Origin of the sequence: Candidatus Enterococcus ikei, from assembly GCF_017316105.1 — a bacterium.
GTDB lineage: Bacteria > Bacillota > Bacilli > Lactobacillales > Enterococcaceae > Enterococcus_L > Enterococcus_L ikei.
Map to the genome: position 1 here is coordinate 100,199 of NZ_JAFLWD010000015.1, position 16,287 is coordinate 116,485.

At 35.1% G+C, this 16,287-nt stretch carries 13 protein-coding genes; all 13 read right to left on the bottom strand.

Annotated elements, in window-relative coordinates; translation table 11 throughout:
• Positions 1 to 98 precede the first annotated feature (98 nt).
• A complete protein-coding gene (gene asnS / locus JZO69_RS07310; RefSeq protein WP_207112235.1) occupies positions 99 to 1,397 on the bottom strand; it encodes an asparagine--tRNA ligase in 1,299 nt (432 codons plus the stop codon).
• A 48-nt stretch (positions 1,398 to 1,445) separates the two neighbouring features.
• Entirely contained in the window at positions 1,446 to 2,636 is a 1,191-nt protein-coding gene (locus JZO69_RS07315; RefSeq protein WP_207112236.1) for a pyridoxal phosphate-dependent aminotransferase, read from the bottom strand.
• 56 nt (positions 2,637 to 2,692) lie between these two features.
• On the bottom strand, positions 2,693 to 3,193 hold the full coding sequence (locus JZO69_RS07320; protein ID WP_207112237.1) for a cell wall elongation regulator TseB-like domain-containing protein: 501 nt from the start codon (positions 3,191 to 3,193) through the stop codon (positions 2,693 to 2,695).
• Positions 3,194 to 3,278: 85 nt separating this feature from the next.
• The gene (locus JZO69_RS07325) at positions 3,279 to 6,047 is read right to left on the bottom strand and encodes a helicase C-terminal domain-containing protein (protein WP_207112238.1); all 2,769 of its coding nucleotides are present in this window, start codon (positions 6,045 to 6,047) and stop codon (positions 3,279 to 3,281) included.
• Positions 6,048 to 6,766: 719 nt separating this feature from the next.
• On the bottom strand, positions 6,767 to 7,012 hold the full coding sequence (locus tag JZO69_RS16910; protein WP_488349979.1) for a YdeI/OmpD-associated family protein: 246 nt from the start codon (positions 7,010 to 7,012) through the stop codon (positions 6,767 to 6,769).
• A 76-nt stretch (positions 7,013 to 7,088) separates the two neighbouring features.
• Entirely contained in the window at positions 7,089 to 8,021 is a 933-nt protein-coding gene (locus JZO69_RS07330; RefSeq protein ID WP_207112239.1) for an alpha/beta fold hydrolase, read from the bottom strand.
• Positions 8,022 to 8,112: 91 nt separating this feature from the next.
• Complete coding sequence (locus JZO69_RS07335; RefSeq protein WP_242586623.1) at positions 8,113 to 9,027, bottom strand: helix-turn-helix transcriptional regulator; 915 nt, start codon at positions 9,025 to 9,027, stop codon at positions 8,113 to 8,115.
• 413 nt (positions 9,028 to 9,440) lie between these two features.
• Positions 9,441 to 9,827 (bottom strand): hypothetical protein, encoded by a 387-nt coding sequence (locus tag JZO69_RS07340; RefSeq protein ID WP_207112240.1) that lies wholly within the window; start codon positions 9,825 to 9,827, stop codon positions 9,441 to 9,443.
• Between the two features lie 226 nt (positions 9,828 to 10,053).
• Positions 10,054 to 10,779 carry a YcjF family protein gene (locus JZO69_RS07345; RefSeq protein WP_207112241.1) on the bottom strand — a complete coding sequence of 242 codons (726 nt, stop codon included), beginning with the start codon at positions 10,777 to 10,779 and terminating at the stop codon, positions 10,054 to 10,056.
• 209 nt (positions 10,780 to 10,988) lie between these two features.
• Entirely contained in the window at positions 10,989 to 12,536 is a 1,548-nt protein-coding gene (locus tag JZO69_RS07350; protein WP_207112242.1) for a hypothetical protein, read from the bottom strand.
• 300 nt (positions 12,537 to 12,836) lie between these two features.
• Positions 12,837 to 14,279, bottom strand: a complete 1,443-nt coding sequence (locus tag JZO69_RS07355) for an amino acid permease (RefSeq protein WP_207112243.1) — start codon at positions 14,277 to 14,279, stop codon at positions 12,837 to 12,839.
• 278 nt (positions 14,280 to 14,557) lie between these two features.
• Positions 14,558 to 15,370, bottom strand: a complete 813-nt coding sequence (locus JZO69_RS07360) for an ABC transporter permease (protein WP_207112244.1) — start codon at positions 15,368 to 15,370, stop codon at positions 14,558 to 14,560.
• A 1-nt stretch (position 15,371) separates the two neighbouring features.
• Positions 15,372 to 16,286: an ABC transporter ATP-binding protein gene (locus JZO69_RS07365; protein ID WP_207112245.1), complete on the bottom strand. Its 915-nt coding sequence runs from the start codon at positions 16,284 to 16,286 to the stop codon at positions 15,372 to 15,374.
• Between the last annotated feature and the right edge of the window lies 1 nt (position 16,287).

Below are 16,287 nucleotides of genomic sequence, written 5' to 3' on the forward strand. Positions count from 1 at the left end.
ATTTTGTATTGATATTTTATCTGAAACATTCATTCTCAATAAAAAAACAGTCGTTGAAGCAAAATACGTCACTTCAACGACTAACTGTATGATTATTTCTATGGATAGATACGATTTAATAAACGTGGGAATGGGCTTGCTTCACGAACATGTTCGATTCCAGCCAACCAAGTAACTGTACGCTCTAAACCTAAACCAAATCCTGAATGTGGTACAGAACCGTAACGACGTAAATCTAAATACCAAGAGTATTCTTTTTCGTCTAAATTGTGGTTACGAATTTGTTCTAATAAGTAATCATGGTCAATGGCTCTTTCAGAACCACCGATGATTTCTCCATACCCTTCTGGAGCGATCATATCAGCACAAATCACTACGTCATCACGAGTTGGGTGTGGTTTCATATAAAATGCTTTGATTGCTTTTGGATAGTTTAAAATAAAGACTGGGCGGTCAAATGAATTGGCAATAAATGTTTCGTGTGGTGAACCAAAATCATCACCCCACTCGATATCATCAAATCCATTTTTCTTCAATAGCTCAACTGCTTCATCATAAGAAATACGTGGGAATGGTAATTGTGTATATTTCTTCAAGACTTCTTTATCGCGTTCTAATACATCTAAAGCTTGGTCACAATTGTCCAGCACGCTTTGCACAAGGAAAGCTACATATTGCTCTTGAACTTCTAAGCTTTCTTCTTGATGCATGAAAGCCATCTCAGGCTCGATCATCCAAAATTCAATCAAATGACGGCGTGTTTTCGATTTTTCTGCTCTAAATGTTGGTCCAAATGAGAACACTTTACCAAACGCTAAAGCAGCAGCTTCCATATATAATTGTCCACTTTGAGATAAGTAAGCTTTTTGATCAAAATAATTTGTTTCAAATAAATCAGTTGTTCCTTCAGCTGTGCTGGCTGTTAGAATCGGTGGATCAATCTTAACAAAGTTATTGTTATTGAAAAATTCATAGGTCGCACGAATAATTTCGTTACGGATTTGCATGATTGCATGTTGACGAGAAGAACGTAACCATAAGTGACGGTGATCCATCAAAAAATCTGTTCCGTGTTCTTTTGGTGTGATTGGATAATCATGACTTTCCCCGATGACTTCGATTCCTGTTACACCGATCTCGTAACCAAATTTTGAACGGCTGTCTTCTCTGATTTCCCCAATGATCCAAACTGATGTTTCTTGATTTAGACCTTTAGCCAATTGGAAAGTTTCTTCCGGTACTTCACTTTTAACTACAACTCCTTGAAAATATGCTGTTCCATCGCGTAATTGTAAAAAAGCGATTTTACCGCTTGAGCGTTTATTAGCAATCCATGCACCTATTTTTACTGTTTCGCCTACATGATTTTTTGAATCGATAATTTGAATTTGTTCCACAATCGTCTCTCCGTTCATTTCTTTTTTGCCTATCCCGAATTAAGTGTTTTATCTAATTGATTTTTTTTCGATGAATGCTTTGATTCGTTTGACCGCTTCTTCTAATGTTGCAAGATCTGTCGCATAACTGATCCGAACATTCTCAGGAGCGCCAAAGCCTGCACCTGTAACTAAAGCTACTTGGGCTTCTTCTAGTAAGTCATTCACCCATTTTGTTACATCTGTATATCCGCAAATAGTTAATGTTTCTTTGATGTTAGGAAACAGATAAAAGGCCCCGTGTGGTTTTTGCAGGTTAAATCCTGGTAAAGCGGCAAATTTAGGATAAACCTTGTTCAAACGCTCTTCAAAAGCTTGACGCATGACTTCTACGGTTTCTTGATCTCCATTTAACGCTTCTAGTGCTGCATATTGACTGACAGCTGTGGGATTACTTGTTGACTGAGAAGCGATGTCATTCATCGCAGCAATGATCGTTTCATCTCCAACGGCATACCCGATACGCCAACCAGTCATCGCATAACTTTTAGACACACCATTAATGATGATCGTCTGTTTGCTGATCGCTTCAGAAATTGTTGCTATCGGTGTAAATGTAGCGCCATTATATACCAATCTACCATAAATATCATCAGATACAATCAAGATATCATTTAAAACTGCCCATTCGCCGATTTTACGTAATTCTTCTTTTGAATAAATCATTCCGGTTGGATTAGAGGGAGAATTTAAAATTAAGAGTTTTGTTTTTTCCGTTCTGGCTTGTTCTAATTGTTCCACCGTTACTTTAAACTCTTTTTCTTGGTTACACGAAATGAACACAGGCACACCCTCAGCCAGTTTAACTTGCTCACCATAACTTACCCAGTAAGGGACTGGAATGATGACTTCATCAGCTGGATCAAGGACTGCTTGAAAAAGTAGATACAAGGCAAATTTGGCTCCATCTGTCACAATGACATTCTTTGTCTGATAGCTTAATTGATAATAGCGAGCAATATAGTCGACAACAGCTTCTTTTAACTCTTTGATTCCACCAGATGGCGTATAATAGCTAGCTTTACCATTTTCGATCGCTTTGATTGCTGCTTGCTGAATATTTTTCGGCGTGGTGAAGTCTGGTTCACCAACCGTTAAACTTAATACATCTTTTCCTTCTGCTTTTAACGCATTTGCTTTCGCTGATGCAGCTAGGGTCACAGAAGGTTCTAGTTTTTGGGCACGTTTTGATAATTCCATACTATTCCCTCCATTTATTTTTTGCCTTGTTACATCAAATATATTAATTTGTCTCGTCAGACATTTTTAATGATCATGATTTCTTCGGCCTTTTCAAATGACAACAGATAATAACTTAGTAAGCCGTCATCATTTTTTGTCACTATCTCCCAGGTAGGTTTGTCATTATACAAGCCTAAACTGATTTTTTGAATATTTTTTTCTTTGTACTCTGTTTCAATAATTTGGCGAATGTGTCCTTCTTCCACGCCGTCTTTTTGGTTGAGTACAGTGACTTTTTTTCCTGATTTTGGGATGATTACAACTAGGTCTTCCCCTTTATCATTTTTCCCAGTCACACTAAAGTAGGTTTCCTTTCTGGTAAACCAATAAAACTTATCAACTGATTCCAGATGTGCGTATTCTTTTGCAATCTCAGTTGCTTCTTTTTTCGCTTGTGTTCTTGGATGTGTTGAGCGAACATAGAAAATAGTGATCATCACAATAATTGCTAATAATATTGCGATTATACTTAAAAGAATCTTCGTTTTTCTTGTTTCAATTTGATCTTCTTGCACTCGACTCGCCCTTTCCAAACTTACTGGCTATCATTATAGCAGAAAATCAGTTTGATTTAATAGATAGCAGGCAAATTTATTTCATTTATTTGTTTAAAAATTCGTTTAGTTCGGAAGTTATCTCCTTTAGTGATTCTTCTTTGATCGGCAAATTTTTAGGCAATGCTTTTAACATCCTCTTACCGTACTTAGCTGTCACTAAACGTCTGTCTAATACAATCAAAGCTCCTTTATCGCCATCAGAGCGGATCAAACGCCCTAAAGCTTGGCGTAAACGTAGAGCTGCTTTAGGCAATGCTTCATGAGTGAAAGGATTAATTCCTTTTTCTTCGAGGTAATCATAACGAGCTTTGACAAAGGGCCGTTTCGGGTTTTCAAATGGCAAGCGTGTCACAATCAAAATCGACAGCGCTTCTCCTGGCAGATCTACACCTTCCCAAAAGCTGTCAGCACCTAATAAGATACTATTTTTAGAATGAGCAAACCGTTTTAAGATTTTTTCCCGGCTGCCGCTGATTCCCTGAGCTAAGAGCTCTCTACCAGCATTTAGAAACTGCGGATGCAGACGGTAATAAACACTGGATAAAATCTCATGTGATGTGAATAAAACTAGCATAGAACGATTCTGGCTTTCTGACAACTCTTTGATCACAGAAGCAATATAAGCCGAAAATTCTGCAGCGTCAGCTTGACTGATTGCAACCGCTTCTGTCGGAATATATAAGCTGGCATTTTGTTCGTAGTCATAGGGATCAGGCAGCGTTTTAAACAAAACATCGGTCAATCCTAATTTATTGGGCAAGTATTTTTTATCATTACCAAATTTCAAAGTGCCGCCCGTATATAAGATTCGCTGATAACGGTCATACCAAGTTGTTTCAGGTAAAATACTTGCTTCTAAATCATTGATGGCAAGTAAGCCATAGCCTTGAGGAGTAAGACTATATTCTTTGATCCAACGCGGATGCCATTCATTGACATAAATATCAAAACACTCGTAAACATATGCGATTCGTTCAAAGAATTGCAGTAAACTAACAAATACGATCCGCTGAGAGGCTGTATATTTTTCCAACTCATCGACAAGCGATCGTTGCAATCTATTTTGAATTTCCTGCATCTCCGTTAAAAGAATCTCGATTTTTTGAATTGACGTCTCTCCGTTTAATGACAAATGATCAAATAATGGTTTCGTTAACAACACAGCTTCAGCAGTCCGCTGCTTATCATTTTTAAACAGCTGGTTGATCTCATAAAACAAATCGCTAAATTCTTCAACTAAATCATTCAGTGCTTTAGAATAAATACGCAATAATCGCTGTACTTGTGTTTCTGATTCAAATATTTGGTTCACCTGATCAAACAACTGATCTTCTTCTAAATACAGACTTGCCTGCTTTTTAAATGAAGCATAATTAAATTGACGATTAGCAATCTTTCCAGCAATATCCGGCAAATGATGCGCTTCATCAATGATCAGATACGAGCTTTTAGGAAGAAGTGGGACTTCTCTAAGGGTTTCTTGTGCTAAAAAAGCATGATTAACAATCAATACATTACTTTGTTTAACTTTCTTATATAAAAATCGTACAAAATCTTCTTGATACAACGGATCTTGTTCGGATAAAAAATCGATGCCACGATGAGCAACATTGCGCCAAAAAACATGGTTGAAATTCGTTAATTGTAATTCATCAAGGTCACCAGTCTTTGTTTCTACTAGCCAAACGAGGACTCCCATTTGATACAATGCATATTGTTTTTGCTGGATTGGATTTTTCAGCGTAGCTTTAAACCGCTGTAAATCAATATAATGGCGATGACTTTTAATGATCGTTGCTTGTAACGGTTTAGGACAAACCTGATTTGCTAGCGGAATATCTTTTTCAGTTAATTGATTTTGTAACACGATAGAAACTGTACTGATAATAACAGGGTTCTCTGGTGTTGCCAAATAACTCAACGGAAATAAATAGCCTAAGGTTTTTCCTGTTCCCGTAGCTGCTTCAATAAATAAATTTTTGTTCTCATCATTCGTAAAATGATCATAAACTAAATTCATCATCCGACTTTGCTCTGAACGATAGCCGATTTTTTCTGCAAAAACTTTTTCTTTGGCTTTCTTCTTTTGCGGAAAAATCGATTTTCCATATAACTTTTCTTCGTATAGTGGAATTTCTTTTTTTCTCAAAGCAATTCCAGACACAACATGCTGGTCTTTTGCTAAAGGTTGAATATCCTGCTTCATTTCTTTATATATATGATGAATATAAGAGCTCGTATCCATCCCTGTTTGCTGACTTAAACGGTCGATTACTTCCATTGTAATCAGCGGCAATCGTCGCATTTTTTCTTCAATCAAAAGCAGAAGTTCAGCCGTCACCTGTGCATCACTATCCGCTTGGTGAGGATTATCATGGATCAGTCCTAAACTTTCAGACAAATCACCTAAACGGAAACTCTTTTCAGTCGGCAAGAAAATCTGAGCTAATTCGACTGTGTCAATTCCAGGTATTTTCAACTTAGGCGTGCCACATCGTACCAACTCCTGCGTTAAAAAGGAATAATCAAAATAAATATTATGAGCAACAAAAACCGTATCAGCCAATAAATTATAAATTGTAAGTGCAACATCTTCAAAATAAGGTGCTTTTTGTACACGTGCATTACTAATACCAGTAAGTTGCTGAATTTGTTTAGAAATAGCTTGATTGGGATTGATGTCAGTAGCAAAACGGGAAATGATCTCCCCTTTTTGAACCAGCACACAGCCGAATTGAATGATCCGGTCTACGCTTGGATCTGTTCCTGTTGTTTCTATATCAACGACTGCATAGGTCTGACTTTTATTCATTGACTTCCCACCTTTCCCCTATCCTTGAAAATTATACTACAAAATCAACTTTTTTTTTAGTGTTAGTTTGAAAGGTTGTAAGATGAAGGGGATTTAGTTGTTTTTGAGGCTCTTCTTGTTCTATTTAAGTTGGGAGTTTGATTCTTTTTCTGCTTAATAAAAAAGGAATCATTCGCAGTAGGTTCGCAGAATGATTCCTTTGATTTTATAAAGTTTTTCTTTTTTGTTACACCAACTACAGATTCAATTTCCCCAATTTGGATTATGGAATCCAATTAAATAATGCAGAGTTAAAAAAATAAACCACAGCATAATAAGTGTCATTATGATAGCTCTAAAAATTTTATTTCCTCCTTTTATAAATACACACATAAATATGATTATACAAGGTACGCTATAATTCAAAAGTATATCACTAAAAGAAACAGCATATTTTCTATTTACCAAAAAACTTATCGGAACTACACTAACTAATATTAAGTAAAATACTACTTTTGATTTAGTGATCATTAAATCACTCCTCTTCATATCCCATACATCTTCTTTCTAATTACTGATTCTTCTTGGAAAATTATTTCCAGAAAAAGTTTTGTTCTTTTAGGTATTTTAAATTAGTCATTTGCCATTTAGAAGTCAGTACCACTTGTGGTGTTTTAATTAGCAATTTTATATCATCGGACTTAAAAGTAATTTTTTTCTGCATTAGTCCATTCTTGCATTTAAATATTGAAAACAGCCCATCCCTCAGGCCTTATTTGATTGAGTTCTATGAGTTTATACACCTTTTGCACATTCACTTTACTCCAGAGGCTATTAGACTTGCGTGGAGTAAAACGAATTTTATAGCTATCTTCATCAACCGTTTTTCGTATCCCATCAATCCAACCAAACGACAGTGCACAATCTACTGATTCAGGCCAAGTAAGACTTGCTTTATTGGTCTTTTTCTTAAAAAAACGACCCAAATTTCACTAGCTGTTTGGTGATGAATAGTCAACCAATTAATAAATTCTGTTTGATTACTAAAAAATAGAACTTCACTCATTTTTTCAGCCATTCTAAAATTATTTGATTGAGCTCAACTGGTCTTTCTTCTTGAATCCAATGACCAGCATTTAAACTCTTAATGTCTATATTAGGGACAAAATCTTTGATATTTGGAAGCGGCGGAATAATATCTTTCTCACCGTAAACCATCAATGTTGGCTGATGAAGGACAGGCGATACATCAGCTAATAAATGCCAATTACGATTTAAATTTCTGTACCAATTAATGCTTGGAGTAAATCCTGTCTTATTGAAGGCTGTGATATAAACAGCAATATCCTCATCGCTCATAACAGGTTCACCTAATGGTTTGGTTGCTTTAGCTAGACGAATCATTTCCATTCCTTCACTAGGACCTTGTGCTGGCACATTTTTGCGATATAAGTTATGAAGAAATTGTGAGGCATTTTCGTCCAAGATAGCATCTGCAACACCTGGTTTTTTGTTGAAATGAACAAAATAGTAATCATCTCCAAAAACTTCTTCCATAAAATCAATCCAAGGTTTCTCTCCACGAACTTGGTAGGGCAAGCATAAGTTAATCATTTTACGAACACGTTCTGGATGTAGCAAAGCCATACTCCAAACAACACTTGCACCCCAATCATGCCCCATAAAAATGGCGTCTTTGTATTGGTAGTGATCCAACAGAGCAACAAGATCACCCGTTAAATATTCAATATCATATTGTCCGACTTCTTTTGGACAAGAAGATTTCCCGTAACCTCGTTGATTAGGAATAATCACGTGATAACCTGCTTCTACAAGTGGAGTCACTTGATGTCTCCAAGAATAGGCATGCTCTGGCCAGCCATGACACAGAACGATAGGTTGCCCCAAATTTTGTTGTCCAGCTTCAAAAACCTCTAGCTCTACTCCATTCACTGAGATAAGTGTTGGTGTTAGAAATTCATTATTATTTTTCATTTGATATCCTCCTAATTTAGATAAAACTGTCTTACAAGAACAATAGTATCATGGAGGTTTGACAACAGTCTGTCAGCTTTGAGAAACGTACTTAATGATATTTTTCAGCCATCAATTTGAGTTTGGTAGCCATTTTTTGGCGCATTTCTTCTGGCGCTAAGATTTCTATATGCTCTCCAAAACTAAATCTGAGAGAGAACAACCATTCTTTTTCGGGGAATGTAGCAGTAACCAGAAATTCACCCGTGTCTAACACTGCTACATCTTCTTTATTAAAAACATCCTCCACACGAGACTTCATATTAGAAGAAATTTTCAAGACAATGGTGGTCATTGTTGTTTGCTCATTTAATAATGCCGTAATCTCGTGATAGGATTTTTCTCGGCGTTCAAATGTTTGGTTTTCAATGTGAAAATCACTGATACGGGTAACTCTAAATATTCGAAAGTCTTCTTTTAAAAGACAATAAGCAAATAAATACCAAGTGTAATTTTTAAATACAAGAGACATAGGTTCAACTTGTCTTTTGCTGACGATATGATCATAATTTCTGTAGTCAATCGTCAGTAACTGAGTCTGTGTAATAGCTTTTCTTAGCGTCTTAACTAATACTTTTTGATCTGGAGAGTCTCCATAAGGATGGACATCAATGATGATTTGCTCCATATGCAACTTTAGATAATCTGTCTTGTTTTTAGGGATGATATTTTGTAGTTTTTCTATAGATGATTCTAACTCAATGTCTGCAACTGTAGCATTAATATCCTTAAGAACAGAAAGAAGGTAGGACAAATTATTAAGAGTCAGTACTTGATGATTTAACTTATAACTCTCATAAATACTGAATCCACCGTTGTTTCCAGAATGGGAGATGATTGGGATTCCTGCTAGATTGATTGTTTCGATATCTCGGTAAATAGTCTGGACTGACACTTCAAATTTCTCAGCCAATTCATTTGCTGTTATACGATTTCTATTAAGTAACATCACAATAATGGTTAGCATACGTTCTATTTTTATCTTGTTCTCCTTAAAAATGTACTTCTTTTATATAGTAAGAGCAATTAATCAAATGTTTTGTTTTAGCGTTGTTAGGATTCTTCTTGGTTGCCTTAAAGGTTCTATACGGATTTTATACAACAACTATTTCAAATAATTTTATTTAAGTCTCGAAGCTACCTATATCGTTCCACCTGTAATTATAAAACTCAGCAAGATTAATATAACACTTTTAAAGCTTCTGTTGCAAAGCTTTCCCAAAAAGGTATACATTGAGTTATAGCTATTTTTCAGAAATCCTTCGTGAACGCAGAAATGCCCGATTTTATTCAGTCAATACATTTAAATTTGATAAAAAAACAAAAAAGACAATCAATTAAGATTATCCTTTCTGTTTTATTTTTGTTCACTTTTGAACATTAATTCAAAAAACCACCATGAATAATTTTAAAACTATCTTCCTCTTTTTCTAAAATCCAATAAAAATTTTTATAAACCGATAACGGAGATAACGAATCTGAAAATAGGTTTGTTCTGATATCAGAATCTAAAACAATTAAATCTTTTTTTAGGTCAACTGAATAATCTTTAAGAACTCTATCAGATGTTTCTTGATTCAATGTTAAAACTATTGGTCTACCAACAGATAAAAACTCTTTATACTCTTTTTCCACTACAGATATTGCATTTTCTATATCTTTTTTTGAGTAATCATCTGATTCACCTATATTCTCTTCTATTGGAAAAGAACAAGCCGTTAAAATTATAAATGGGAACAATAAAAATATCCGTTTTATATGATTCATAGACTGTATCCTATCATAACAAAACCTTCACCCTTTTATTATTAATACGAATTGTACTAATAATAAACAAATACCATCGATATTACAATATGTTTTTTATAAATGCTTCATCGTAATCATCAACTATTGATGAGATGTGAACTATAGATTGTTTCATAATAGAAAGCTCCTTTTCAGTTTAAAATTTTCTAATTCATTCTTTTAAGCTGATCCGTTTTCCTAAGCTCTATTTTGATTTCTTACTAGAATTTTGTACTGCGTCAAACAGGGTTTTAAATTGCCCTTTAAACGTCATTGTTTGCTCAAAAATGTCTTCTCCATCGTTTAACATTTTGACAGTAACCCAACCAAGCGTTTCTGTAATCGTGCTGGCAACAGTCGCATTGATGGCAGCACCCGCAACGGTTCCTACTCCGGGAATAAATTTTATTATATTGCCCACTGCACTTTTGCCTAATCCAACAACGACAATTTCTTTCCCTATACTTTTGCCCATACTTTCAGACCAAGATTGCCCAAATATTTTATGCAAACGAGCCATCATTGTTAACTGAATAGGAACAAGTAGAAATGCATCTGAAAAAGGAATTGGTGAACAGCCTACGATTGCAGCTGTTAAGGACGCTGCATGAACCGTTTTGTGGCATTTTTTACGAGTATCGTCATCTACGCCTTTCAAAAATTCATCGAAGATACTACCGAATTGATTTTTACTTTTAGCCATGATTTTTTCAGCACGTTCTTTTGATTTTCCATAACTGTTAAGGATAATTGATGATGTTTTCTCAGGAAATTTTTTTATTACTTCAGAGAAAAATGATTCAAATTCTTTTTCATCTGCTTCATTATCCATATTTACGCTCTTGTTTTCTTTTAGTTTGTCACTTTTTCCAGCTTTTTTTAAGGGTGAGTTTTTTTCGTCTGCAGTTTTTTTCTTAAAAAATTTCTTCATATTATTTACCTCCACTATGATTAACTATTATAGGCTATGTATAATCCTATTAAGATTGTGCTGTATTCTAATCATACATTAGAAGTCATATTTAACCAATTAACAGCACTTTACTCTAAATTATATATCTATCAAAAATAGACTAAAGCAAAGCTTATAAAGCTTTACCTTAGTCTATTAAAAGTCCATTCACTTTTTTATCATGCCAACTATTCTTCAACTGGCATCAAACTTAAATTTTGCATATATTGGTCCATTAAAATATACCCATCTAAACGGCGCAATAGGTCAACAGAACAGCGAACTTTTTTACCAAATAATGAACGGCTATACGCAATTGCTCGCATTTCTTTTAAAAATTCGTCTAAAGATGCGACTAAACCACCACAACTTAAGCGACCGCAAATCAAGACATCTTCTTTACGTTGTCTTAATACTTGCCCCCAAGAATAATTTAAATATTCTGCTTGACTAATTTGAGCTAGCAATTCCGAACGTAAGACTCTTTTTTTCTGTACATGACTTTTCTTCGTTGCTAAACGCATCCGCTTGTTCATAAAACATAAATAGATTTCGTCTTCTAAATTTTCCATTTCACTCTTAGTAAAACTAGGGACTTTTTCTGGTGCTTCAATTGTTTTGCTTGCTTTTAACAGCCTTGAAAAACGGGGCCAGTTACTTGGTGTTGTTTTTTTCGTTGCTTTTTGATCCAATACCAAGCGTGTAATATCTACTGGCTCAGGCGCTGTTACTTCTTGTTCCGTATCTTCTTTCACAGCCTTAGATTTTGTAGTCTGCTCTGCTTGTTCACGTTCTAACTGTTTTCGTTTTAATCTTAGTGAAGTGCGTGCTTGTTTTACTGGTCTATCTTGATTTGATTCATTGTTATCTTCTTGTTCCAGATTTAGATAATCTATAGGTTCTTCTTCTGCTTGGAAATCGTCTTGAATTGGTTTTTTCGCCAATTCCTTCTCCAACTTTTTTCCTATCGCTTGACCGTCTTCTTCCTTTGTTTCTATTGATTCATCTATTTTTTCTGATGTCATTTCTGGCACAACATCGTGCTTGTCATCGGCAAAAAGTTCAACTTCTATATCAGCTGTAGTGGAGTCAGTCACTTCTGTCCTTTTATTTTCTTCGACCATTAAAGGATGGGCTCTTTTCAGATGAATAGTCTGAATGCTTCTAGAAATGATTGGATTACTCTTAGCTATAAACATCTCGTTTTTCTCATGTTTGATCGTTTCAGTTAAGTCACTGATCATTTTGCGTAAACGAAAAATCTCATTTGACGTTTCAAGCATCTGCTTCATCATTCTTTGAACTTCCCCAGAATTCAATGTGTTTTCTCCACGAGAAACCAGTGCACGATCTTGTTTTTCAAGAGTAATTCCTTCGAGCCATTGTTTCAGGTTCATGCGAAGGGCTCGTCTAGTTGGTTCAAAACTTCCCATAAATAATGTGTAATAGATTATCTCTGTCTCAACATACATATAAATCTTTTTAACTACTAGCTCTTCAAACTCTTCTATTTCATCCCAGCTATCACAGATTGCATCGAAAAATGCTTCCCCTTCAGCAAGATTTTGGTAATCTTTTGCTAGATTCAACTTTCGAACTAAATAAAATGTATATGGAGTATCAACATCATCCGCGTAAATCTCACGGCCTAGATAATCGGGGTCAACTTCTTTACAAAGATACGTTAATCTTTCTTCTTTTTCTGATTGATGTTGTCGCTTACTAATTGTTCTCACTTCCTCAATTTTTTTCCTGTATAAATCGTATCATTTTTTTAGAAAAAAGAACAGACTTCTCCTTCTATTATACCGATAAAAAGGAAGAAATGTTCTCATTTTTTTAGAAATATTCTAAATTAAAAGAAAAACATCAAGTGAAATATATTTTTAAACCACAATAATCCAAACATACTAAATATTTGATTAATAATACTAGTTAGAAAAGCCATAACTAAAGACAGCAATAAAAAAGTTGACTAGTCCCCTATAGATAAAAAGAGAGAAAAACACTCATAGTGAGCATTTTTCTCTCTGCTATTAATTAACTTGTGCTTTCTTCTTATCACGACGAGCAAGCGCTGGTAAAATCATACCTAATAAAATCAACACAACTGGTGTAATAATATTAGATGCTAATTGGAAAAACCAAGCTTGAGGATCTGTCGTAAAATCAACCTTTGGTACCATTCCTAAAATACAAGCGAAAGCTGTAAATAGGAAACACCATAATCCGAAACCAAAAGCAATCTTTGGATTTTTGATAAACTTATATTCTGACGTATAATTTTTATACGCTTTATTTAGCATCATATATGCGAAGAATACCCATAGATAACGCATTGGCATTACAACTGAATTCAAGTTAGTCAACCATTTGACCAATTCTTTGATATTGTCTATACCAAACATTGGTAATACGATGATAATACTTACTAAAATACCTGTTAACAAGTAACCATTGACCAAAGTTCCTTTTTTACTTCTTTTACGAAGAGCTGCTGGAATATAATCAGGATCAGCATCAGCTAAAAGAATTTGAAGTGGCGCATCGATTGAAAAGGCTAAAGCTGAAATTTGTCCAATTCCGTTTGTAATTGCGTAAATGATCATCAGCAAGTTACCCACACCATAATATTCACCTAATAGTTGGAATGCTGTGTATGCACCATTAGCCATCAAATCTTCTGGAATATTATTACTTGCAAATAACATCCCCATAGCAAATGAGCCTAAAACTGCTGAAACGCCAACCATTGCTGCTAGGAAAATCATTCCTTTTGGAAATTCTTTCGCTGGATTTCTCATTGAATTTACATATGGCGAAATTTTTTCCGCACCGCCAACGGCAAAGACCAGCATTGAAACCGTCGTAAAGTAACTAAAATCAAATTTAGGTATATACGTACTGATTTTATCCATATGAGGTGTAGCAAATTCAAATGTAGAATTCATCATTGGTGCGCCAACTGCCAATAAGATAAACAGCATAGACATCACAAAAATCGCCGTTCCAGCCATTCCACCAATAACTTTTAAAGTCATCAAACCTTTTGTCGATAAAAGCAAGAATACTAAGAAAATAGCTAAGGAAATCAAGGTAATTCCTACAACTGAGAAGTTATTGACAATGTCTCCATTTCCTTGGATCGCCCAGCCAAAAGCAATCAGAACTAATTGCGGCTTTTGAGCTAAGTACGGAATATGCACAACCCAATATGTCCACGCAGCATAATAAGCTAAACGTTTTGTACTTGTGTTTTGAACCCACGAACTAACTCCTCCGCTGCTGTCTTTGAAGGTTGAACCAAGTTGTCCCACGATCAACGCGTAGGGAATAAAATATAAGACCAAAATCAAAACCCATGATGTCACAACTGAAATTCCTTGTTGTGCATAGTTATTCACGACGTTACCTAAGCCCCAGACCATGTTGAAAGCGATCAGACCTACGGTAAACCATCGTAGTTGCTTTTGTTCCATCAAAACACTCCAATCATAATTAAGTATAAAATATCTTTTTAATCATAATCATTTTTAAGTATTTAGACAAGCTTTCACATGCATAAATATTGATTTTATCAGCAATTTATTAGATAAAAAACGAAACTATTCATTTTCTCTAATAAAACATTTTTATCATTATAAAAACAAAGACCAAAACCTTGTTAAGACAAAGTTTCGATCTTGTTTTCTATTTTACACAATAGTTTATTTTTCTCATTTAACATTAAATTATAACTAGTAATGATAAGAAAAGGTTAGCTCAATGACACATCTCTCTTCTTAAATAACAGTTGCATCACTAGATAAATAATGAAACTATAGACTAAAATCCCAGCAGTCATTTGCCAAAAATTCAAGTAACCAGGATAATTGTTAGCTGCTTCACCATTTTCCATGATTGTATTTTTAATATTCAACATATTAAACGGATTCCATTTCAACCATTGATGTTCAGTGATTACAACATTTAAAAATGAATTAATAATGCTGCTGCCAAACAAAACTCCTAAACCAACACCAACAGCTAAACTTTGTGAACGAATGGCTGCAGATATAAATAAAGTAATTGTGATATACAAAAGAATCAGAAGTAAGTTCGCACCAGCGTATGCGCCAGCCACTGTCAGTGCATTCCAGCCATGATAGCCTTTGACAACAGCGAATGGTGATTGGGCACCTAGTAACAAGTTCGCAGAAATCAGACTGCTACCATACAAAATCACTGTACCGATCACACTGTAAATCAAACAAGCGACAAATTTTGAAAATAGAATCTGGCTTCTCGTATATGGGCGAATCAATAAGAATTTGATAGTACCTCGACTGAACTCTTCTGCAACTATCGATGCAGCAACTACTACTATAAATAAATTGAGAAATGAGGTCATTTCAGTCAAACTAGCAAATAGATCATTAGCCTTCATCATGACTTCGCCACTTTGATTTTTGACCGTTGATTTTACTAGCAACGTAATCCCAAATGTCATCGCAGCTAATAGAATCCACATAATCCAAGATGATTTTTTCTTGATCAACTTTAACCATTCATTTTTTATCAGTACGCTCATATTATAATCCTCCATCTTCTGTCCAGCGCAAGAAGTTCTCTTCTAAAGAATCTACATGTACTTTCAGCTCTTTAATCCCTATACCTAAGTCGACCAATTGTTTTACTAGGGTTGTTCTGGTGTCTTCAGCCAGTTCAATTTTCAGATAACTACCGTCAATAACCGCAACATATCCTTGTTCCTTTAAATATGCCAAAGCTTGTTGCTGCTGATCAGTTTCAAGTAATAAAACCAGTTTATTTTCTTCTTCTGGATTATTCATAGGTCCAACGTAAGTGATTGACCCTTTTTGAACAATTACTAAATCATCACATAATAACTCCATATCGCTTAATTGATGACTTGAAATCAGCACACCGACACCTTTATTTTTCAATGCTTGGATCATCTCCCGAAACTCACGCATTCCTTTCGGGTCCAAACCATTCATCGGCTCGTCTAAAAGTAATAGATCTGGTTGGTGTAAAATTGCTTGCGCTACACCTAGTCTTTGGCGCATACCTAAAGAGTAAGTTTTGACCTTTTGATCTATGTTGTTTTCCAAATGAACACTGCGGATCACTTGATATAATTCTTCATCACTGACTTGTTTAGGAGACATGCGGACATATTGTTTTAAATTCTCCATGCCAGTCATATAATTATATAACTCTGGATTTTCGACGATAGCGCCGACATGAGTCATAGCCTCTTTAAAATTCGTCGAAAGTGACTGACCATTGATTTGAATGGAGCCTTCATCGTGGCTCATCAATCCAACCAGCATGCGAATGATCGTTGTTTTACCTGCACCGTTTGGTCCTAATAAACCAGTTACTTTCCCACTTTTAACGATAAATGATGCGTCTTTGATGATTGTTTTTTTGCCTACACGTTTTGAAATATTTTTTACTTCTAATACTTGCTTATTTTCCATG